Consider the following 20,668-nt stretch of genomic DNA (forward strand, 5'->3'; position numbering starts at 1 on the left):
AAAGGAGGAGTAACTCCTCGTGGGTTTCTGTGATTTCCCCCTGGCGGACAAACTGTGCGCCGTCGGCGACGCGGTGGACTTCGCCTCGGACCCCGGCAAAGCCATCGGTGACTGGATGGCGAAGTCCGCCGGTGAACTGGCAGCCGCAGCAGCCGACCTGGCCGCCGAAGCCGTCAACACCACCACCAAGGTCGATCTGAACGCCGGGTGGTTCCGCGACAACTACGAAATGCTGTTGCCGCTGGGCCTGGTCCTGCTGGTCGCCACCTTCTGCGCGCAACTGGTCCGGGCCGCCATCAGACGCGACGGGCAAGCCCTCACCCAAGCATGCACGGGCACCGCGTCCGGAGTCCTGTTCGCCTTCTGCGCCATCGCCCTGACCACAGTCGCCATCGAGGTCGTGGACGCCGTCAGCGACGGCCTGTTCAAAGCCGCACACCTGAACATCGAATCGGCCGTGCGCCGCGTGGTGAAGGTCGGCCAAATCGGGGCGCTGTCCGGTCTCGGCTGGCTCGTCCCGGTCGTCACCGGGCTCGGCGCCGCCATCGGCGCCTTCCTCTACTGGTGCGTGATGATGGTCCGCAAGGTCGGCATCCTCGTCATGGTCACCCTCGCGGTCTTCGCCTCCGCCGGCGGCGGCTGGGAAGTCGCCCGGCGCTGGCGCAAGGGCTGGATCGAAGCCACCGCCACCCTCGTCGTCTCCAAGCTCCTGATGACCGTCATCTTCGTCCTCGGTATCGCCGCCATGGGCAAGACCGAAGCCAATGACGGCATCGCCGCGCTCGCCGACGTCATGTCCGGCATCGTGATCATGGTCCTGGTGCTGTTGTGTCCGTACGCGGTCTTCAAGTTCGTGCACTGGGCAGCCGACGGCACCGACGGCGAGTCCATCCACCGTGCCGGTGGCGCCGGGGCCCAGATCGCCAAGGCCCATGCCGAGAAGGCCGCCCGCAAGGCCGCCGCAGCCGCGGCCACCGCCGGAACCGGTGGCGCCGCAGCCGGAGCAGGTGGCGCTGCCGCCATGGGGAGTGCCGCACCGCAAGGCCCCGACGGCGGCGGATTCCCCGGCGACGTCGCCACCGACCCGACCGGCGGCGAAGGCAAGGACGGTTCGCAGGGCGGTGGTACGGGAGGCTCGCCCGGCGGCGATGCCGTCAAGTCCGGCCTGGAGAAAGCCGTCCAGCCCGCGCCGACCAGCGTGTCCGACGACACCAGCGGCCAGGTGGGAGGCACCCCAGGTTCTGGCGGATCCGGCGCGAATGCCGCGTCCGGCCAGGGCGGCGGATGGCAGACCACTCCGCCGACGACGACACCGCCTCCGCAGGGCGCACCCCCGTCCTCCGGTTCACAGGATGCCGCGTCGAGCGGGTCGGCTCCGCCGCCGCCTCCGACCGGCCTCTGACCCCTGCCCGACTCCCGGGGGCGGGACGTGCACACCACCTCCCGCCCCCGGACTCCCCCCGCGCCTCCAGGACCCGCCCCCATGACTGATCTTTCTGTCGCTCCGGTCACGGTGAAGTTTCCTCACCGGAGCCGCCGCGGCATCCTCCTCGGCCTCTCCCTGCCCCAACTCGTTCTCTTCTCCTGCACGCTGGCCCTGCTGCTGATGACGGTGATCTCCACCGGGCTACTCGGCGCCGTTGCCCTGGCACCGCTGTGGGCGGCATCCGGTGCACTGGTCGCGATCCGCCGCCACGGCCGCTCCCTCATCGACTGGGCACCGATCGTCACCCGGTACGCGCACCGCCGCCGCACCGGCCAGACCCTCTGGCTCGCCCGGCCCGTCACCCGGCCCCGGCAGGACGGCGTCCTCCACCTTCCCGGCACCGCCGCCTCCCTGAAGGTGGTCACCCCCGGCGACTCCGCCAACCAGGCTGCGGCCGTCCACGACCCGCACCAGCAAACCCTGACCGCCATCGCCCGCGTCACCAGCCGCGCCTTCGCCCTCCTCGACCCCGCCACCCAGAACCACAACGTCACCAGCTGGGGACGCGCCCTCGCCGGCATCGCCCGCACTGGGCACGTCGCCACCGTCCAGGTACTGGAGCGCACCGTGCCCGACAGCAGTGACACGCTCACCCGCCACTGGACCCAGAACGGGCAACCCCAAGCTCCCGTCGCTGGGCAGGTCTACTCCGAACTGGTCGCCTCGGCCGGCCCGGCCGCCGCTCCGCACGAGACCTACCTCGCCATCTCCCTCGACCTCAAAGCCGCCCGGCGCCTGATCAATCAGGCCGGCGGAGGGCTGCCCGGTGCGTTCACCGTCATGCAGCAGACCACCGCCTCCATCGCCCAGGCCGCCCGCAACGCCGGCCTGATGGTCACCGGCTGGCTGAGCGCGCGGGAGATCGCCGCCGTCATCCGCACCGCCTACGACCCCAAGGCGCTCGCCGCGCTCCAGCAGTGGTCCGAGACCGGCCGTGCCGAGGCCGACCCCGCAGCCGCCGGGCCCGTCGTGCAGTTCGAGGAGTACGACCGCCTCGCCACCGACAGCGCGCGGCACGCGACGTACTGGGTGGAGAACTGGCCGAGGACCGAGATGGGGGCAGGGTTCCTGCACGGGATCATGTTCACGGCCGGTGTGCGCCGCAGCCTCTCCCTTATCTACGTGCCGCAGGGGCTCGAGTCGGCGCTGCGGGACGTCCAGCGCAAGAAGGCCGCGATCATCGCCGACGCCAACGAGCGCGCCCGCCGCGGGCAGGTCGACTCCGAAGAGGATTCCGTCGAGTACGCCGACGTCAAGACCCGCGAACGCCAGCTCATCGCCGGGCACGCGGACGTGGCACTGACCGGCCTGGTCACCGTCACCGCCGAGACCGACGCGCTCCTGGACGCCGCCTGCGCACAGATCGAGACCCACGCCGTCACCTCCGGCGTCGATCTCCGCAGGCTCAACTACCAGCAGCCGGACGCCTTCGCCCTCTCCGCGCTCCCGCTCGCCCGCACCGCCCTATGAACCAGAGCGTGCCCTGGCCCACTGCCCTCCGGATCACCCGCGACGGGACTCCCGTCGCCGCCCTGCCGACCGGCAGGAAGGACCACCACCTTTGACCTCTCCCCCGCGCCCCGACGACGCGCACCCCTACCTCCGCGCCGCGAGCGCCGGCATCCGCCACCACGCGCGAGCCCTGGCGCCGTCGGACGCAGACCCGCCCAGGCCCGTGGACCGTCCGCACATCGACGTACTGCACGCCCACCTCACCGCTCTGCTCCAGCTTCTGGACCTGCTCGCCGACCACTCCCGGCCCCCTCACCCGGCCGCCGGACGCCACCTGGCCACCGCCCACACCAGGCTCTGGCAAGCCACCACCGAAGTCCACGCCGCCTTCCATCTGCTGCCCGGCACGACCGAGGCCACCACCGCGACGAGCGCCTGTCATCCGGAACGGCTCCCCGAGGGCCCGCCCGTGCTGACGATCTGCCAACGCCACCTCGCCGCCGGACACGTCGTCCGCCGCAAGACCACCCCCACCGACCTCCGCCCGCACACCACCGCCTGCGCGCGATGAGCACCACCCGCAGAATCGAGGGCCCCCGATGAGCCACCGGCCCGCCCGTCGCGCCCGCCGCGCGTCCGCCAGCCCGCTGTTCACCCCCCACGGCACCGACCGCGCCAGCCGCAAGGCCGCCCGCCGCCAGCTCGCCGAGGCCGCCGCCAAAGCCCGTGCCGAAGCCAGCGCCCACCAGAGCGAAAGCACCCGCCCCGAGCAGCAGATGCCCGTCCCGCTCTACCCACCGAGCGGACGCCCCGGTCCCGCCTCCGCCCGCGGGAACCGGCTGAAACTTCCGGCCCACCGCATGACCACCGCCGTCGCGGCCGGCGCCTATCCCTTCCTCGCCGAAGGCGGACTCGGCGCCGAGGGCATCTACATCGGCCGCGACGTCCACGCCGAGGCTTCATTCGTCTTCGACCCGTTCGCGCTGTACGGCAAGGTCGAGGGGTTCACCAACCCGAACCTGCTGCTCGCCGGCGTGATCGGCCAGGGCAAGAGCGCGCTGGCCAAGTCTTTTGCGCTGCGGTCGGTGGCCTTCGGGTACCGCGTCTACGTCCCGTGCGACCCGAAGGGCGAGTGGACTCCGGTGGCCGAAGCCCTCGGCGGCCGGTCCGTCGCCCTCGGGCCCGGACTGCCCGGACGCCTGAACCCCCTGGACGCAGCCCCGCGCCCGGACAGCGTGGCCGAGGCCGACTGGGTCGGCGAGATCCGCAAGCGGCGCCTGCTCCTGCTCGGCTCCCTGGCCCGGACCGTACTGGGCCGGGACCTGATGCCCATGGAGCACACCGCCCTGGACGTCGCCCTCGACGCCGTCGTCACCCGCGCCGCCGACACACACCGCACCCCGCTCCTCGGCGACATCGCCGCCACCCTCAACAACCCGACCGACCTCGATGAGGCCGCCGGGATGATGGCGGGCCAACTCGGCGACGCAGCCCGCGACCTGGCCCACGCCATGCGGCGCCTGGTCCACGGCGACCTGGCCGGCATGTTCGACGCCCCCTCCACCGTCGCCTTCGATCCGAATGCGCCGATGCTCACCATCGACCTGTCCCGCCTTGGCGGCTCCGGGGACGACACCGCCCTCGTCCTCGCGATGACCTGCGCGAGCGCCTGGATGGAATCCGCCCTCTCCGACCCCGGCGGCGGCCGACGCTGGATCGTGTACGACGAGGCATGGCGGTTGATGCGGCACGTCGGCCTGCTCCAGCGCATGCAGGCCCAATGGAAACTCTCCCGCGGCCTCGGCATCGCCAACCTCATGGTGATCCACCGGCTGTCCGACCTGCTCACCGCTGGCGACGCCGGATCACAGGGGCGCGCCCTGGCCGAGGGCCTCCTGGCGGACTGCTCCACCCGGATCATCTACCGCCAGGAGACCGACCAGCTCCACGCCGCAGCCTCCCTGCTCGGCCTGACCTCCGTCGAAATGGACGCCATCGCCCACCTCAACCGAGGGCGCGGATTGTGGAAAGTCGCAGGTCGGAGCTTCATCGTGCAGCACCTCCTGCACAGCCACGAACTGGCGCTCTTCGACACCGACGCCCGTATGCACTGAGGAGCAAAAGGCCCGTGAAGCCCGATTTCCAACGCGACCTGATACCGCGCGACGACGCGCTCCACCTTATCGGCGCACTCAACGCCATGAAGGACAAACTGCACGACGCCGCCCAGCGGTGGGAGCTGCTCGACGAGAACGGGCACGTTCCGGCCGCGCCGTCCTACACCGCGCTGCTCCAGCACGCCACCGATGCGCAGGACCTCTCACGCGAGGTCCTCCGCCTAGCCGACGCCTTCGCCCGGAGCCCTCACCACACCACCCGGACCGGCCGGACCGTCCTGAAGCAACTCGCCACGGCCGCGACCATCTCCAGCCACGCAGCCCCGCACTTCACCGAGACCGCAGAGGCCGCCCTGTCCCTGCCCCGGACCACCAACCCCACCGACCGGCACTACCTCACGAATCGCATGGTCATCGACCACGCCTCAGCGCGAGCATTTCTGCGGCGTGCCTCGGAAGCCCTCCGCGACGCAGCCAAGGAACTCGACGACCACCTCGGCGTCCAGCGCTTCCTTGCGCCTCTGACCCGCCGGGAGGGACCGCCGGAACCACCGCCGTCCCGGCCTGGCGGTCTCCACCGCTGACCGCGCCAGAGCCGTGAACTGCTCGTGCAACAGATCGCCACCCCGGTGCAGTCCGCCCGCAACGACCTGCAGCCCGCACCAGCCCGAAGGACTCCTGCATCATCCCCCGCGACCCAGACTTCGAGCTCTACGACAACGTCGGCCGCGACGCCGACCAGATCCAAGCCGCCCGGTACAACCTCGCCACCCGCAGCGACCTGAAGCGGTGGGCACGACGCGACGCACAGCCCTTCCGCGCCGCGCACCCCCTGCCCGACCAGCCCTGGCCGGCGCCCGACCTCACCCCGTACCTGGACGCCCTCGCCGCAGCCCGGACCCCGGCGGAGATCGACGCGGTCACCGACCACGTCCTGGACGCCGCCGAACCCGCACTGCGCGCCCTGAGTGACTACCTCGTCGCCGCAGCACGGTGGAAGCAGGAAAACCGCGACGCGGCCAAGGGATCGCCTTCGCACCTGCTGATGACAGCCGCCAGCCGGGCGCTGTCCGCCCTCGCTCTCGCCGACGAAGCCGGCCTGAAGAGGCTGCGCGCTGAATATGACCCGGCCCCCGCCCCCACAGCGTCGGCCGACGCCTCGCGTGGAGCTACCGCGAGCCTGCCACCCACTCCCCCCTCCACCGGACCCGCGCCTCGCCGTTAGCTCTTCTCCACCGGCCGTGCCCGTGCGCGCCCTGACCCACTGCACTCCGGATCACCCCGACGCCACAGCCGTCGCCGCTCTGCCCGCCGGCAGGAAGGATCACACCCTTTGACCTCTCCCCCGCGCCCCGACGACCCGCACGCCTACCTCCGGGCCGCAAACGGCGGCAGCCGCAGGAGGAGCCATGGCCGCTGACGAAACGAGAGCCCCGGAACCCGGCCAGGTACCGCTCGCGCCGCTGCCCGACCACCGCAACGTGCACACGTCGTGGTGGCAGGAGCTGTGGCGTCGCCACGCACACGTCATCACGCCGCTTCGGGCACGCGGACTGCAGTGCGACATCGAATTCGGCCTCAGCACCTACAACGTGCGCGTCTCGCTCCCCGACGACAGCTACCTGGTCATCAGTCCGCCGCACGACCCGCCCTCCGAGCGACCGCCCGGAGACCCGGAGGGCTGGATCGCCACTCGCGAGCACCCCGACGACCAGATGCTGTTCGAGGTCATCTACGACTCGGCGCCCTCCAACGATCCCAGTGCTCCCCAGCGGCCCGAAGCCCGCCACGGCGGCAGCGCCCAACCTCTGATCGAGGCGATCGACCACCGCCTCGCCCAGCTCGGGCTGCTACCGCACCCCGTCTTGCCCCACAAAACTCACACGTGCCCCCAGCCCGGGCCCTCCCGCCGGCATCGCCGAAAGCCGCCCCACCGGCCAGGCGCACTCCCTGATTCCTTCCCCCGCGAACCCTTGGAGCCTCCATCCGCACCGCCCGCCGTACCCTGCCGCTGATCACCGGCGCCACCTGCCTCACCCTGGCCCTCACCGGCTGCTCCGGCGAAGACGGCCCCGCCCAGGCCCGGCAGACGCCCAGCGCCAGCACCGCCCCGAAGCCCGCGCCCGCTCTCAGCACCGCCCAGGCCCGCGACGTCATCACCCGCTATTCCAAGATCAACAACGAGGCCAACGCCGACCGCGACCGGCGCCTCCTCGACACCGTCGAGGACGGACCGCTGTACGCGATGTCCGTCTCGGACTACACCGAGACCGAAGGACTCCCCGCCAAGGACCGCGAGCCGTACGAGCGCTGGTCCTACGACCTCGCCAGCGCCAAGCTGTACATCCCCCGCCTGGCTTCCGGGCAGGACCGCTGGTTCGCTGCCGCCCTCTCCAGCGAGAAGGGCAAGGCCCCCTCCCGCCTGGCCGTGTTCGCCGAACAGCCCCAGCACAAGCGCTGGGAGATGGTGTCTGTCGTCGACCTCGACAGCCAGAAGCTGCCCGACGTCGCCCTGGACCGCGAGGGATACGCGACCGCCGTCGCCGCCAACGACAACAAGCAGCTGGCCGCCGACGCCGACCTGCTGCGTACTGCCGTGCTGGACAACTTCACCACCGGAGGCACGAACACCGGAAGCAAGGTGTTCGCGCCGACCAAGGCCAGCAAGCGGCAAGTCAAGGTCCACAGCGATGCCGCAACACGCTTCGGCGACAAGGGAACCAGCGTCTTCGACGAAGCCGACAACCGCTTCACGGACGCCTACGCCCTCAAGACGGAAGACGGCGGCGCGCTGGTCCTCTTCTCCCACACGCACACCCAGACCGACGCCGTCGCGCACTCCGGCCTGCAGATCAACCCCGGCAAGGAAGACCGGGCCTGGCTCCACGACGTGCCCCGCATGTCCATCCAGTACACGTTCGTGTGCAACGACGCCGCCACCGTCCCCGCGAAGGCCGAGCCCTCCCGCCTGATCGGCTACACCTGCGCCCGCACCGACGCCTCCGGCCCCCCGGTCCCCTCCTGGTCACACCGCGCGTAGCCGCACCGCCCGCCGCTTCGACGGCCACCGAGGACATCCCCCGCCCCTGCTCGCTCCGGAGAACTCCCTGTCCACACACTCCTTCATCGCCCGCCCCACCGCCGGCACGGGGTACAGCGGCATCCACGTCCAGCTCGACGGCGTGCCCAGCCACCACCTCTCGCTCCTCCTGGCCGCCTACCAGTACAAGTTCGGACGCGACGTCGAGGCCATGGCCCAGCACCTCATCGACGACATCGCCGTCGGCTGGGACGAACTCGGCACCGATCTCCTCGACGGCGCCCCGCCCACGCTCGTGGCCGCGCTGACCGGCGGCGAACACTGGCCCAGCCGGACCCTCGATCACCTGATCACTCCGGACGGCTCGCCCCCGGTGCGCATGACGGTCACCGCCACCACCGCCGGCGAACTGGGCATGCCGTGGGGCTACATCCTGCATCCGCAGGGCATCGAAGTGATCAGCATGGCTCACACAGGCGCGGGTCCCCTCGTGGCCTGGGACACCGACCCCAGCACCCCCTTCAGCGACCACCCGGCGCACTGGCCCGCCATCACCACACGCCGGACGCCCAACACCTCGCGCACCGCGCGCCCCGCTGCCGGTGCAGCGCCGACCGGGCCCCGCACGGCTGCCCGCCGCTGACCCGCACCGCCTCTCACTGCCGGAGACTTCCCTGCCCGCTCCCCTGATTACGGTCGTCATCGCCACCCGCCTGCGCGACGACCGCCTCGACTACCTGACCGCCATGCACGCCAGCCTCACCCGGCAGTCCGTGCCGTGGGAGGCCGTGATCGCGCTCGACGGCGCCTCGCCGGACCGCCTGCCGGCCTCGCTCACGCAGGATCCCCGGGTCCGCACGCTGGCCCTGCCCCGGCCGGTCGGCGCCGCCTGCGCCCGTAACCTCGCTCTCACCCACGTCCGTACCCGCTACGTCAACTGGGCGGATGACGATGACGAGTTCACGGACAGCGCGATGTCCGTGCGGCTAGACATCCTGGAGTCGACCGGCGTCGGCTGGTGCGCCGGCTGGAGCCAGGACCAGCATCCCGACGGCTCGACCACCCTCTGGCGCTGCCCCACGCCGCCCGGCCGGCACCAGGCCGGGGAGGTGTGGACGTACTGGAAGTCGCCTGCGGACACCATCCCCATCGGGCCGACCACGATCCTCGCTCGCACCGACCTCGTGCGCGCCGCCCCCATGGGCGGCCTCGTCCAGGGCGAGGACTACTGCGCGGCCCTCGGCGTGACCTCGCTGGCGCCCGGGATCCTGCTTCCGGTGCCGGTGTACCGGTACCGCAAGCACCCCGGGCAGATGACAGTCCAGGCCGGATATGACCAGTTGGAGGCGGCGGCCCGGGAGCACGCCTGGGCGTACGGGCGCAGCCTGCGCGCCGTCCTGCGCGGTGGCGAGGACCTGGTCCGTGGCTGAGGCTCAGATCATCCTGTCGCACAGCCGGGAGTCGGGGATCGTCGCCATTGCCTCGGGCGAGCAGTATCCGTGGGCGCACACCGCCCTCGCGGAGAGTGGCTTCCAGCGGGACGACGACGGGGTCTGGCACCTGCCGGCGGACGGCACCCAGACCACCGTGGTCGATCTGGTCACGTGCGCGAAGCGGCACCGCGCCAGCGTGCACACGAGCAGCCGCCGGTTTATCGGCGACGCCGCCCGTGACCTCGCGCGCCTGCTGCCCGGCCAGTGGCATGCCTCGGTCGAGGTCTATGCGCACCCGGCCTGGCAGGAGGACCTGGTCCCGTGGATCTGGGACAGCGGCGACCTCGGCCGCGCCGTCCGGAGCGAGCGGATCCCTTACGCTGCGGTCCTCACCGACGCGGCGCAGGGCACGACGCTGTTGTTCGTCGAGCGGCCCGGCCGTCATCTCGGTTACCTGGTGGGCGCCTTCTCGCCGGAAGGGCTCGAAGGGGGCTACGGCGATCCCCACGCTCCGCGCAGCATCGTCCTGCCGCCGTTTCCCGGGCGGGCTGCTCAGGCCCTCACCGACCGGTACCTTCCCGCCTACGAGCAGGCCGTCCATGCCCGCCAGACGGCGGCCATCGCTGGCGTGCTCGGGGACGTCCGCTCCGAGTACGACACCTGGCAGGCCATGAACGCTTCCGGCCGCTACAGCGACGCCACCCCGCTGAGCGCCGCCGCTCTCGGCGCCTCGACGGAGCTGTTCCTCGACCACGCCTGGCGCCGTTTCCTGACCGTCGTCGACCACGCCCCGACGCTGCTCGACCGGTGCCGGCCCGCGAACAGCCCGTGGCCCGAGGACGCTACAGCCCTCTCCCGTCTGGCCGGCGCCGTGAGCGATGCCGAAGCCCTGGTCGACGACCTCGTCCACGGTGGTGCTGTGGCGGAGCAGGAGCGCCGAGCACGCGCGTGGCCGGCCATCGAGACGTGGCTCACCGACGGCGACGCGTTCTTGCGCCAGGCCCGTCTGAGCGCACCCCACCGCCGCCCGGCCTTCCCCGTCACAGCCCCAGCCCGCCCCCTCCCTGCGGCCCGGCCGGCGTACCGCAGCCACTGACCGTGCCACCCCGACAACGTCTGGAGACTTCCGCCCCTTTGCAACCCGGCACCCATTTCTCCTTCGGCGACCACAAGGAACACGGCTTCGTCGCCTCCTTCACCTCCTTGATTCCCCAGCACCTCGCCCACTGGTTCCTGGAGCGCGAGCAGTTCGAGCCCGTTCCCGGTGAACCCGGGCTGTACCGCCTCAGCGATCCCGAGCGCGACGGAGTCCGACGCACCCGCCAGGCCGTCCACGACCTGCGCCGCCACGGCTACACCGTGCAGGCCGACATCCGCCTCAACCCGGCCCTCTCCACCGGCCCGCCGCGCCCCGTCCGGCCCCACGGACTCCAGGAGCGCCGCAGCCGGCTCGCTCAGGCCGCCGCCGGCCGAACGACGCAGCGCTCCACCACGCTCACCACCTCCCTACCGTCGGCCCGGCCGATCCCGCCGAAGCCCACCTACGCTCCCACCGTCCACCTGACGGCCGCAGCCAGCGGGCGGTCCCGATGACCCGCAGCAGCAGCCCGGCCCCCGACAGCCCGTTGCCGACAGCGTCCGCACTGGCCAGCAAGGCACGCGACTTCCGGCTGCGGATGGCCGTCATCGACTGCGAGACCGATGCCGCCCTCGACAGGACACGCGACCGCCGCGGCCGCACCGTCCACGCAGACGCCGCCGCAGCCGCACGAGCCCACCGTGACAAGGCGGCGCTGGAGGCGTACACCACCCACCTCGCCCCCCACGCCGAGGCTCTCCTCGCTGCCGCCCGACTCGCGCTCGACGAGTTGCCGCCCGCCCGGCACCTGACCGGGTGGCGGGCCGTCCTGGACGGCCTGGAATCCTCCGCCGCCGAGATCCGCCGGGCCCTCGACCGGCCGGCCGCGCCCGGCTCTCCAGCCGAACGTGCTCAGCACGCGGCTCTGTGGCCGCATCTCACTGCCTGGGCGGACCACAGCCCGATCGCCAGCAACCTCGCCGACCAGCGCGAGGGCCAGCACCACCAGGCTCCGCTGACCGACGAGGAACAGCAGCTGTGGACCGACAGGGCCCGGGCCGCGCAGACGCGTGGCGCGCTGGAGCTGACCGAGTCGTGGTATGCCGCCGACGGACAGCCGATCACCCTCGCTTACCTGGTCGAGGACGACGACTCCACAGTGGTCGCGCTGCGCGGCGACCCGGGCGTACCGGGCTGGCAGGTGATCGGGCACTTCGCCCACGAGTACGAGGCGGGCAAGGCCCTGCCCGCTCCGGTCCCGCCCGGCGTGCTGCGCTCGGACATCTCCCGGTTCAACCGCCCGGCACCGGCCCCGGAGCTGTCCCTGCAGGACCTCATCCGCGACGTCGTCGAAGGCCACAGTGCCGGAGACGCATCGAACGCTCTCCTGGGAGCTGTCCAGCGCGGCTACGCCGCCGGCCCGATGGTCCGCCTGCAGGAACTTCTGGAGACGAGCAGCCAGTTCGCCAGCGCCCTGGAGACTGTGCAGGGCCGTCAGATCGCCGCCCGCCTCTCAGCGCTGGGACGGCAGATCGAGTTCCTCACCCGCGAAGTCGAAGAGGCAGCCGAGGACCTCGGTGCGACCGTCGCCGTCCTGCCTCCGCACCGCACCCCCGTGCTGCGCGCCCGCCCGCGCCCGGCCGTGGACACCACACCGCTGGCGCCGCCGCCCCGCGCCAGCACGACCGCCCGCCACCGTTAGGAGATCCGCTTTGCCCGAGGCACCAGCAGAGCCGTTCATGCCGATCCGGCACACCATCACCGGCGAGATCACCACCACCGGCTACAACGCCGCCGCCCGGCGGATCCTGCTCCAGGACGGCTTCGAAGAAACGCCCGGCTGCGCCTGCCGAGCGACGGAACCCGGTACGGAGCTCACGCACGGGCCTGCTCGGCAGCCAGCCAGCTGCTCGTCGCCGGCCGTCCCGTGCCCCTGGACCGAGCCCTCGGCCGGCCGGTGAGCGCCGACGGTACGCCCCGGTTGGCCCGGTCGCCGATGTCGGCACAGCCCGTGACCCCCTCCGAGAGCGGCCGGCCTCTTTAGCGCATCGCCCACCCCGCCCCCACCCACACCTGTTGAAGGGTTCTCGTTTTGACCACACCCGGGCCTACCAGACCAGCGCGCACCAAGGGCGGCGAACTACGGGCCAAGGTGGCCCGACTGCTGGCCGACCGGCCGACGGACAAGCTCACCATCGGGGACATGGCCAGGCAGCTGGGCCACTCCCACGGCGCTGTCCGCAACGCCGCCCTCACCCTGGTGCGACGGGGCGAGGCGGACCAAAGCGGGACCGGACAACCGCAGTTCCGCGCGAACGCGAAAACCGCCGCAGCCGCGCAGAGGGCTGTGATCAGCCCACCGGGCACCCACTCTCCCCGCGCCCAGGCGGCCACGACCCGTACGACCTACACCGCAGCAGCCGCGCCCAGGCAGACCGGCCCGATCCGCCGCGCGGGGGGCCAGCTTTACCACCCCCGGGAGCTGGCCGATCTGCCCGACGTCGAGGCGTTGAACCGCTTGCGCGACGCCGACGTGCCCGTGCTGCTCTACGGCCCTCCGGGCACCGGCAAGACGAGTCTGGTCGAGGCGGCGTTCCCGGACCTGCTCACCGTCGCCGGTGACGGCGACACCACGGTCGGCGACCTGATCGGCGAGTACACACAGGACGACGCGGGAGCCTACGTCTTCCAGTACGGTCCGCTGGTCACCGCGATGACCGAGGGCCGCGCCCTGCTGATCGACGATGCCACCTTGATCTCACCGAAGGTCCTGGCGGCGCTGTATCCCGCGATGGACGGGCGCCGGCAGATCCAGGTCAAGGCCCACAAGGGCGAGACCATCAATGCCGAGCCGGGCTTCTACGTGGTGGCGGGCCACAATCCCGGCGTCCACGGGGCGGTGCTGACGGAGGCACTCGCGAGCCGGTTCAGCGTGCAGATCCAGATCGGCACGGACTACGACCTCGCCCTGGCCTTGAGGATCGATGCCCGGGTGGTCCGGGTCGCCCGACACCTCGCCCAGCAGGTCGAACTCGGCGAGCTGGGCTGGGCCCCCCAACTGCGGGAACTGCTCAGCTACCAGAAGACCGAGGCCGTCCTCGGCACCAAAGCCGCGCTCGCGAACCTCGTCGGCATCGCTCCTGTGGAGGATCGCGACGCCGTCGCCGACGCCGTCACGAAGGCTGTCGGGATCAAGAAGATCGCACCTCTCACCCTCGGCAAGCAGCTCCCCGCCTCAGCCGCCCGGCAGCCCCCAGCCAGCACCGGCTCCGCACACCGGGGCCGCCCGCGATGAGTGCCCATCACCACATCCAGTCCACGCCGGAAGACGACGCCGACCTCGCGCGCTGGGACGACGACGGCGCCCCGCCTGCGCAACCCCGCTCCTCCCCGGCCGCGTGGCTGCGCGTGGGAGCCGAACTCGGCGACCGGCTCGTCGCCCTCTCCGGCCGCCACGACCTCCTCGTCACCTGCCGCCCCGGCACGCGCAGCGGCGCACCGGCCGCGTTCTTCCCCACGCTGGGCGAGGTCGAGTTCGACGCCCGCCTGTTCGCACCCCTCCAGCCTCACGAGATCCATCCGCGGATCGTGGGCGACGAGGAGCGGTATCCCGCCGCTTGGGGAGTGTTCGTCCACGAGGCCGCGCACGCGGCCCACTCCGTCTGGACACAGCCTGCCGGAGCCAACCCCCGTGTCGTCGAGGCCGCGCTCCTGCTGGAGGAGAGCCGCGTCGAAGGCGCGCACCTGATCACGCGGCCCACGGACCGCACGTACCTGCGCACCAGTGCCCGAACCCTGGTCATGCCCGACATCGCCCACCCCACCCTCCAGGGCATCGAGCAGGCCGCCGCCGCGGCAGCCCTGATCCTCGGCCGCCGGGACGTCGGCATCCTGGACGCCGGCGAGACCCGGGCCGTCGCCGATCTGTGCGAAAAGGTGCTGGGCGCGCCCTTGCTGACCACCCTCACCCGCATCTGGACCGCAGCCCACCAGTGCGCCGACCACGACGCCACGACCATGCTCGCGTACGGTCAAGAATGGTGCGACGCTCTGGACGCCGCGGCCCCCGCCCTGCCCGTGCCGGAGGGCCTCTCCGATCTGCTGACCGGCGCCGTGGGGGTCGTCATGGACCACGCGGCAGCCACCGACGCGGGCGACCTCGCGGCACAGGACACAGCGGCCAACGCCATGGCGTCACGGTCCAAGGCGCAGGCTCAGGACCGCGCCCAGCGGGCCCGCCAGCGACGCAAAGCCGCTGCCACCGCCAAGTCGGTCTTCAACGCCCGTAGCACCACCGTCCACCCCGACGGCACACCGGCACCCTCCGGCAACCCGGTCACCGGCACACGCAGGCCCACCGCCGCCGAACAGAGTGCCGCCGCGCGCCTGAGCCGCGCCCTGCGTGCCGCCGCCTACCGCGAGCGGACCGAGGAGCGGACCACCAGCCCCACCCCGCCCGGCCGCCTCAACATGCGCGCGGCCCTCGCCCGCGATGCTCAGCGCGCGGCCGGGTCGGTCCCCACCGCGGAACCGTTCACCCACACCCGCCGCCGAAACTCCCCCACCCCACCGCTGCGTGTGGGTATCGCCGTCGACGTTTCCGGCTCCATGCGCGCCGCCTGCAAGCCCGTCGCCTCCGCTGCCTGGATCGTGGCACGCGCAGCAGCCCTGACCGACCCCGACTCCCGCACCGCCACCATCGCCTACGACAGGCACCTGACCGCACTGACCCGACCCACCCACCGAGCACCAGAGCGCGTGACGACGTTCGATGCCACCGGCGGCCACCACAACCTCGCCAACGCCATCGACGCACTCGACCACGGCCTCGAACTCAGCCGCCCCGGCGCCGGCCGCCTCCTCGTGATCGTCACCGACGCCCACTACGGCAGCGACGAAACCGCTCAAGCCGTCACCCGCGTCAAGCAGCTCACGACCGCTGGCTGCGCCGTACTCCAGCTCACCCTCACCGCGGAATCCCGCCACTTGCCCGGGACCACCTTGCTGCACCTGCCCCAGCCCTCCAGCGCTCCCGCCGCCATCGCCAAGGCGGCCACAGACGCCATCCGCAGGACCCGCTGAGACGACGCAGAAGGCGGAAGCGTCCCCGAGACCACCGCCAAGCACTTCAGACCACCCCTGTCCGTCGCATGACTCGTGCAACCTCAACCGTCAACGAAAGGCACTCGATTTGAAGCCCCAGAGCAGCAGCCCGACCTCGAACGTAACGCCCATCAAACGGAATTCCCCGGGGGTAAGTACGCACTGGACCGTGGAGCACGCCTGCTCCCACCGGGTAGATCACGACCTGTCCAACCGCCCCGCCGACAAGCGGGCCGGCTTCGCCCGTTGGCTCGCGTCGAAGGACTGCACCGACTGCTGGAAGGCAGCGCGCGACGCCGACTCCGAGTCCAAGGAGAAGTGGCTCGCGGAGAAGCGCGCCGAGGAGCAGGAGGCAGCCGCCACCTGGGCCAAGCAGTTCGACATGCCGCAGCTGGAGGGCCCGGCCAAGGCCCTGGACTGGGGTGAGCGCTCCCGCCATCAGCTGATGATGGCCGCGCACACCGCCCTGGTCGTCGAGGGCAGTTGGGACGAGGCGGACTGGGCGGAGCTGGAGGAGAAGGCCCGCTCCGTAACTCGTGCCGGGTGGTGGATCGACCAGCGTGACGCCGAAGGTACTGACCTGCTCGAACTGCTCGACGCAGCCACCGAGGCGGACCGCGGGACGGAGAATCCGTTCCGCTGACGGCGGGGCAACATAGCCGGGAAACGCCGGTTAGCCAAACCGGCGTTCCTCCGGACTATTGATGCTCCCACCCCGACAGCCATCGCGTGGAAGGAACCGCGTGCTCCCTCCGTTCTGGGACCATCAACCCACCCCCGTCACCGCCCTCACCCCCGACCCGCTCACTCCCACCCGAGATATCACTCACGCCCACTTTCAGGCCGGGGACACCGTCGTCGTCCTCAAGGGGGTGGCCGGCGGAGAACTTTGGGGAGACTCCATGCGCATCGTCGCCCCCTCCTGGCACACCCCCACCGACGAGGACGGATGGCGACTGCGTGACCCCACCGGTGGTGCCCAGTCCTACGTCACCGCCCATCCCCGCTACCTCGTGCACCTCTCGCGCCGCTGCCCGGACTGCCTGATCTACCTGCGGGCCATGGAAGACGCCCTCCTTACGCGGTTCGCCGGCCGCGACGAGCTGATCGACTGCGGCTGGTACACCACCACCGCCCTGGGCCAGCTCGTGCACACCGCAGACGCCAGGGGCGGCCGGTGACTCCCCCCACGAACCGCCCGGACCGTGCCGCTGCGCTCCACAAGGCCAGGGCCCGAGCCACCGCAACTGCGGACGATCCTTCCTGGCCGCTGCACCTGGCCGAAGACCTCCACGGCATCCGGGCCGACTGGAAAACCTCAGCCGAGGTGTGCGCGGACGCCGCCTGGGCGGCACGGTCAGCCGGCCGCAGCGTCCTGGGCCTGCTGTCCCCGGAGGATGTCCTCGCAACGAACCGCGATCCGATCACCACCCGAACGTTGGCGCATCTGTACTTGAGCGCCCTGCGGTTCGACTTCCGCTGTCCCACCCTCCAGCGCCTCGTCGAACAGCTCGCGGAGACCTCGCGTCAGCCGCTGGACTGCTATACCCGTGCCCTGTACGCCTTCGCGCTGCTTGGCCAGTCCCGCCCCGAGGGCCTGACTGTCATGGACGAGGTCCTCACCGAGGCCGAGGAGCACCCCAAGACCCTGCACGTCCTGCTGCACGGACTGTGGCTCGGCCAGGACCTGGACGAGGGTGCGGAGCGTCTCCTGGCCCTCAGCTCCCGGCCCGCCCTCGCCACCGGCACCGACCCGATCGTCCTCTTCCGCGTGGCCGGCGCCCTGCGCCGGCTGGGCCGGTACGACGAGGGGCTGAGCGCCATCGACAGGGCGATCGACTGTCTTCCGCCAGGAGACATCTCGGTCCACGCCGACCTGGTGCGCGAGCGCTCGCTGCTCTGTGCAGCCCGCGACCTTCATCAGCACCGGTCACCCACCCGCGCGTCGAGCGGGGTGCCGTCGTGATCCCCCGCCTGCACCCAAGGGCCCACTCGCCGCGCGAGCCGCTGGCCGAGGCGCTCGGGCGGCCCGTTTCCCCGAACGAGGGCCTGACGGAGTACACCGTGGTCGCCCACTGGCCGGGCCTGGACTACTACACCCCGGACGACGAGCAGAGGACCTGGACGTCCGTTGAGTGGGCCGAGCATCTCGAAGATCCGTACCTGGAGCACCCGTTCGCTGCCAGCTCGGACGACGACCGGCACGCGATCCTCCATCTCGACGTCCGGCTCCATCCGAACGACCGGGAGCTGACCGGCCCCGAGTGGTCCGAAACCGCCCACCGGTTCGCACGGGCCGCTGGTATCGAGGTGCCCGGCGCCGCAGAGCACGGGTGGCGGTGGATCGCTGTCCAGGGCCAGCCCGGACGTCTGGATCTGATCGCCAACCTGATCCACCTCGACGGCACCTGGCGCACCCCTCCCGCCGACATGCTGCGACGGCTTGCGGACGAAGCACGCCGCATCGAGCAGGACCTGAACCTGATCCCCGTCCGCACCGGCACCACGCAGTGGTCCGCTGCCCGTACGGTCCCGACCGCATCGGCGCAGCTCGCCGGCGTCCTCACGCAGCTCGCCGACGAACAGGCCGGCCCGCTGGCCACGGTCCGCGGACTGGTCGAGCACACCGCTTACCGGATCGCCCGCCAACCGGGGGCTGCCGGCACGGACACGGCGCACCGTCTGGAGCTGATCGCCCGCCGCCTCCACGCGATTCAGCAGGACCTGGACGCCACTGCGGCCCATCTGGCCCAGCCCCGGGCCGCCGCCGCACCGGCCGCGGCCCGGCGCACCGCCCACCGATCTCCGTAGGAGAAACGTCTCTTTGCCCCGCACCACCGACCGCTTCCTGGACATCCGCCGTGACCCGCACTCCGGCGAACTCCTCGCCCGCGGCGGCGACGTCGAGGCACACAGCATCCTCCAGCGCGCGGGACTCGTCGCTGTCGTCCGCCTCCACGAGAACTACCACCGCGCCCCCGCCGGCCTGACCGAGGACGAAGAATCCCGTCTCGCCACCGATGCCGTAGGGCGCCTTCGGGCTGTCGGGTACCACGTCGACTGCGACGAGCGCTTCGACACCGAAGCCCGCCCCGCGGCCTATCCCACGCTCGGCGCCTCGGTCTCCCACCTCGCCGAACGCCTGCGCGAGGCCACCGACACCGCCGAGGCAGCCGACGTCCTCACCGAACTCACCGCGCCCCACGACGGCGTCCTCGCCGGGTTCAAGGAAACCCTCGGCGCCCTGGCCCAGTTCTTCGACGGCCTCGGCGACGCGAGCGATCCGTACACCGCCGGGCGCCTGCGCTACCTCGCCGACGAATACGTCCGCATCATCTACTCCGACCTCGCGCACACCCGCGAACGGCTGGCCGACCGGCACGCCCCTCACCCCGGCCGCCGCGCCTGCACCGAGCAGGTTCCCGACCACGAGACCGAACGCTCCGCGGTGTGCGCCTGCCCGCCCCCGCCGCGTGCCCTGCCGGCCCCGGCACCGCCACCCGTCGGTGCCACCCGACTGCGCCGCTAACGCCCCTGCAACTGCCCAAGGACACCATGCACGACCACAGCGCCTCCGAGCGCCTTGCCTCCTACGCCGACGTCCTCGCCGGCGAACTTCCCGACACCTGGACCAGCACGCACCTGGCGGCCGACGCGAAGGACGACCTAGCCGAACTCACCGACCGCATCTGGGACCTGGACCTGATCGCCGCCTCCCTGACCGAACACCCCCTGCAGCAGGCAGCCGTCCTCAGCCGCCCCGACGGCGCCCAGCTCGTCCTGATCGACCGGCACGACGAACGCGACGGCTTCCTCCTCGCCGCCGTCGCCCCGCACGCCCTGCCGGACGAGGCGTACCGCAGCGTCCCAGAGCCCAACGGCATCGCCCTGACCGACGACCCGTTCCTCGGCGCCGAGCAGGTCGCCGGTGATCTCCTCGTCCGCTACGACCGTGCGCTCGCCCAGGTCCGGCACAACGCCCTGGACGGCATCCAGCCCTCCCAGCCGGACCGGGTCGTCCTGACCTGGCAGCCGGACGGCAGCGTCGCCACGGCCCCTGCCGACGACCGGGCCGGCACCATCCTCGCCTCCCACGGCTTCGTCCAGGACCCGCACAGCGGCATCTACCGCCTGAGTGGCGACGACACCCAGGCCCAGGCCCGCGCGCTGCGCGAGATCGGCCCGCAGCTCGACGCGCTCGGCATCGGCACCGCCCTCCAGCACCCCGCCGGACGTCACGCGCCCACCTCCGCCCCGGCATCCATGCCGCCGGCCCCCGCCGGCGCCCGCACACCCACCGCCCGGACGCGATGAACCAGACGGAGCCCGACTTCTGGGCCCTGGAGTATGTCACCATCACCAAGGACCCCCGCACCGGTCTGGTCGTGGCCATCGGCGGCACCGAGAAGGCAGCGGACATTCTCCAGCGGACCGGCGGCTTCGTCTCCGCTCCCGGGCCCCGCGGGGACTACCACCGTCTTCCGCACGGCCTGCCCATCGAGCAGCAGCGCCTGAAGGCGACCACCGCCTCGCACGCCCTGCTCGCCGCCGGCCACAGCGTCCACCTCGACCCCGCCCTGAACATGCTGGCCGCCCCCGACGGCGACCGTGACGCAGCCATGCGCTACCTCGCTCAGCTCGCTGAGCGGGCCTCGGCCGCCGAGACCCGCAGCGCGGTGGCCGAGGTCCTGACCGAGGTCGCGGCGCCCGTGCACGGGCTGCTGCCCCTGACCAGAGAAGTGATCGTCCGCGCCTGGATCGCCGCCAGTGATCTCCACGGCGCCGCGCCCGGCGAGGAACCCGAGCCCATCGCACGGCTCGGCAGCACCGCCAACTCCCTGAGCGAAGCCGCCCGCGTCATCCTGCGCGCCCGCAATCACGCCGCCCACCCGGCGCAGCCGCCGACCACCGCACCGGCACCGGGCCGTGCACAGTCCCCGGTATCCCGCCGCCGCTGAC

General features: G+C 72.0%; 22 protein-coding genes. All 22 read left to right on the top strand.

Annotated features, from left to right (window positions below):
* Positions 1–19 precede the first annotated feature (19 nt).
* The 22 genes from AC02VZ_RS13210 to AC02VZ_RS13315 all read left to right on the top strand — a co-directional run bounded on the left by AC02VZ_RS13210 (position 20) and on the right by AC02VZ_RS13315 (position 20,667).
* Positions 20–1,402: an SCO6881 family protein gene (locus tag AC02VZ_RS13210; protein WP_476475417.1), complete on the top strand. Its 1,383-nt coding sequence runs from the start codon at positions 20–22 to the stop codon at positions 1,400–1,402.
* Between the two features lie 81 nt (positions 1,403–1,483).
* A complete protein-coding gene (locus AC02VZ_RS13215; RefSeq protein WP_432054688.1) occupies positions 1,484–2,956 on the top strand; it encodes an SCO6880 family protein in 1,473 nt (490 codons plus the stop codon).
* 91 nt (positions 2,957–3,047) lie between these two features.
* Positions 3,048–3,509 carry a DUF6238 family protein gene (locus AC02VZ_RS13220; protein WP_381311583.1) on the top strand — a complete coding sequence of 154 codons (462 nt, stop codon included), beginning with the start codon at positions 3,048–3,050 and terminating at the stop codon, positions 3,507–3,509.
* Between the two features lie 28 nt (positions 3,510–3,537).
* Entirely contained in the window at positions 3,538–5,052 is a 1,515-nt protein-coding gene (locus AC02VZ_RS13225) for a VirB4 family type IV secretion system protein (RefSeq protein ID WP_381311581.1), read from the top strand.
* A 14-nt stretch (positions 5,053–5,066) separates the two neighbouring features.
* On the top strand, positions 5,067–5,639 hold the full coding sequence (locus AC02VZ_RS13230) for a hypothetical protein (RefSeq protein WP_343239182.1): 573 nt from the start codon (positions 5,067–5,069) through the stop codon (positions 5,637–5,639).
* 825 nt (positions 5,640–6,464) lie between these two features.
* On the top strand, positions 6,465–7,070 hold the full coding sequence (locus AC02VZ_RS13235; RefSeq protein ID WP_432054686.1) for a hypothetical protein: 606 nt from the start codon (positions 6,465–6,467) through the stop codon (positions 7,068–7,070).
* A gap of 23 nt (positions 7,071–7,093) precedes the next feature.
* Positions 7,094–8,095, top strand: coding sequence for a DUF8094 domain-containing protein (locus AC02VZ_RS13240; protein WP_476475449.1), 1,002 nt, complete (start codon positions 7,094–7,096; stop codon positions 8,093–8,095).
* Between the two features lie 142 nt (positions 8,096–8,237).
* On the top strand, positions 8,238–8,738 hold the full coding sequence (locus tag AC02VZ_RS13245) for a hypothetical protein (protein WP_432054684.1): 501 nt from the start codon (positions 8,238–8,240) through the stop codon (positions 8,736–8,738).
* A 43-nt stretch (positions 8,739–8,781) separates the two neighbouring features.
* Entirely contained in the window at positions 8,782–9,525 is a 744-nt protein-coding gene (locus tag AC02VZ_RS13250) for a glycosyltransferase family 2 protein (protein WP_381311656.1), read from the top strand.
* Entirely contained in the window at positions 9,518–10,624 is a 1,107-nt protein-coding gene (locus tag AC02VZ_RS13255) for a hypothetical protein (protein ID WP_381311573.1), read from the top strand. The genes AC02VZ_RS13250 and AC02VZ_RS13255 overlap by 8 nt, the downstream gene beginning before the upstream one ends.
* 38 nt (positions 10,625–10,662) lie before the next feature.
* On the top strand, positions 10,663–11,121 hold the full coding sequence (locus AC02VZ_RS13260) for a hypothetical protein (protein ID WP_432054683.1): 459 nt from the start codon (positions 10,663–10,665) through the stop codon (positions 11,119–11,121).
* Positions 11,118–12,308: a hypothetical protein gene (locus tag AC02VZ_RS13265; RefSeq protein ID WP_381311570.1), complete on the top strand. Its 1,191-nt coding sequence runs from the start codon at positions 11,118–11,120 to the stop codon at positions 12,306–12,308. The genes AC02VZ_RS13260 and AC02VZ_RS13265 overlap by 4 nt, the downstream gene beginning before the upstream one ends.
* A 37-nt stretch (positions 12,309–12,345) precedes the next feature.
* A complete protein-coding gene (locus AC02VZ_RS13270; RefSeq protein WP_381311654.1) occupies positions 12,346–12,567 on the top strand; it encodes a hypothetical protein in 222 nt (73 codons plus the stop codon).
* A 191-nt stretch (positions 12,568–12,758) separates the two neighbouring features.
* Positions 12,759–13,901, top strand: coding sequence for an AAA family ATPase (locus AC02VZ_RS13275; RefSeq protein WP_432054705.1), 1,143 nt, complete (start codon positions 12,759–12,761; stop codon positions 13,899–13,901).
* Entirely contained in the window at positions 13,898–15,688 is a 1,791-nt protein-coding gene (locus AC02VZ_RS13280) for a vWA domain-containing protein (RefSeq protein ID WP_476475418.1), read from the top strand. The genes AC02VZ_RS13275 and AC02VZ_RS13280 overlap by 4 nt, the downstream gene beginning before the upstream one ends.
* A gap of 190 nt (positions 15,689–15,878) precedes the next feature.
* On the top strand, positions 15,879–16,352 hold the full coding sequence (locus tag AC02VZ_RS13285) for a hypothetical protein (RefSeq protein ID WP_381311564.1): 474 nt from the start codon (positions 15,879–15,881) through the stop codon (positions 16,350–16,352).
* Positions 16,353–16,452: 100 nt separating this feature from the next.
* Positions 16,453–16,890, top strand: a complete 438-nt coding sequence (locus AC02VZ_RS13290) for a hypothetical protein (protein ID WP_476475419.1) — start codon at positions 16,453–16,455, stop codon at positions 16,888–16,890.
* A 257-nt stretch (positions 16,891–17,147) separates the two neighbouring features.
* Positions 17,148–17,675 carry a hypothetical protein gene (locus tag AC02VZ_RS13295; RefSeq protein WP_381311560.1) on the top strand — a complete coding sequence of 176 codons (528 nt, stop codon included), beginning with the start codon at positions 17,148–17,150 and terminating at the stop codon, positions 17,673–17,675.
* Positions 17,672–18,520: a relaxase/mobilization nuclease gene (locus AC02VZ_RS13300; RefSeq protein WP_381311558.1), complete on the top strand. Its 849-nt coding sequence runs from the start codon at positions 17,672–17,674 to the stop codon at positions 18,518–18,520. Before AC02VZ_RS13295 ends, AC02VZ_RS13300 begins: the two co-directional genes overlap by 4 nt.
* Before the next feature lie 13 nt (positions 18,521–18,533).
* A complete protein-coding gene (locus tag AC02VZ_RS13305; RefSeq protein WP_381311556.1) occupies positions 18,534–19,238 on the top strand; it encodes a hypothetical protein in 705 nt (234 codons plus the stop codon).
* Positions 19,239–19,264: 26 nt separating this feature from the next.
* Positions 19,265–20,023 (top strand): hypothetical protein, encoded by a 759-nt coding sequence (locus tag AC02VZ_RS13310; protein ID WP_381311554.1) that lies wholly within the window; start codon positions 19,265–19,267, stop codon positions 20,021–20,023.
* Positions 20,020–20,667, top strand: a complete 648-nt coding sequence (locus AC02VZ_RS13315; RefSeq protein WP_381311552.1) for a hypothetical protein — start codon at positions 20,020–20,022, stop codon at positions 20,665–20,667. The genes AC02VZ_RS13310 and AC02VZ_RS13315 overlap by 4 nt, the downstream gene beginning before the upstream one ends.
* The last annotated feature ends 1 nt before the right edge of the window (position 20,668 follow it).

The sequence above is a fragment of the Streptomyces sp. 3-6 genome, from assembly GCF_056323165.1.

What these genes read in the sequence shown, in the direction of transcription:
- AC02VZ_RS13270 (WP_381311654.1), top strand. Translation starts at nt 12,346, where the DNA reads ATGCCGATCCGGCACACCATCACCGGCGAGATCACCACCACCGGCTAC.
- AC02VZ_RS13310 (WP_381311554.1), top strand. Translation starts at nt 19,265, where the DNA reads ATGCACGACCACAGCGCCTCCGAGCGCCTTGCCTCCTACGCCGACGTC.
- AC02VZ_RS13265 (WP_381311570.1), top strand. Translation starts at nt 11,118, where the DNA reads ATGACCCGCAGCAGCAGCCCGGCCCCCGACAGCCCGTTGCCGACAGCG.
- AC02VZ_RS13315 (WP_381311552.1), top strand. Translation starts at nt 20,020, where the DNA reads ATGAACCAGACGGAGCCCGACTTCTGGGCCCTGGAGTATGTCACCATC.
- AC02VZ_RS13280 (WP_476475418.1), top strand. Translation starts at nt 13,898, where the DNA reads ATGAGTGCCCATCACCACATCCAGTCCACGCCGGAAGACGACGCCGAC.
- AC02VZ_RS13225 (WP_381311581.1), top strand. Translation starts at nt 3,538, where the DNA reads ATGAGCCACCGGCCCGCCCGTCGCGCCCGCCGCGCGTCCGCCAGCCCG.
- AC02VZ_RS13235 (WP_432054686.1), top strand. Translation starts at nt 6,465, where the DNA reads ATGGCCGCTGACGAAACGAGAGCCCCGGAACCCGGCCAGGTACCGCTC.
- AC02VZ_RS13215 (WP_432054688.1), top strand. Translation starts at nt 1,484, where the DNA reads ATGACTGATCTTTCTGTCGCTCCGGTCACGGTGAAGTTTCCTCACCGG.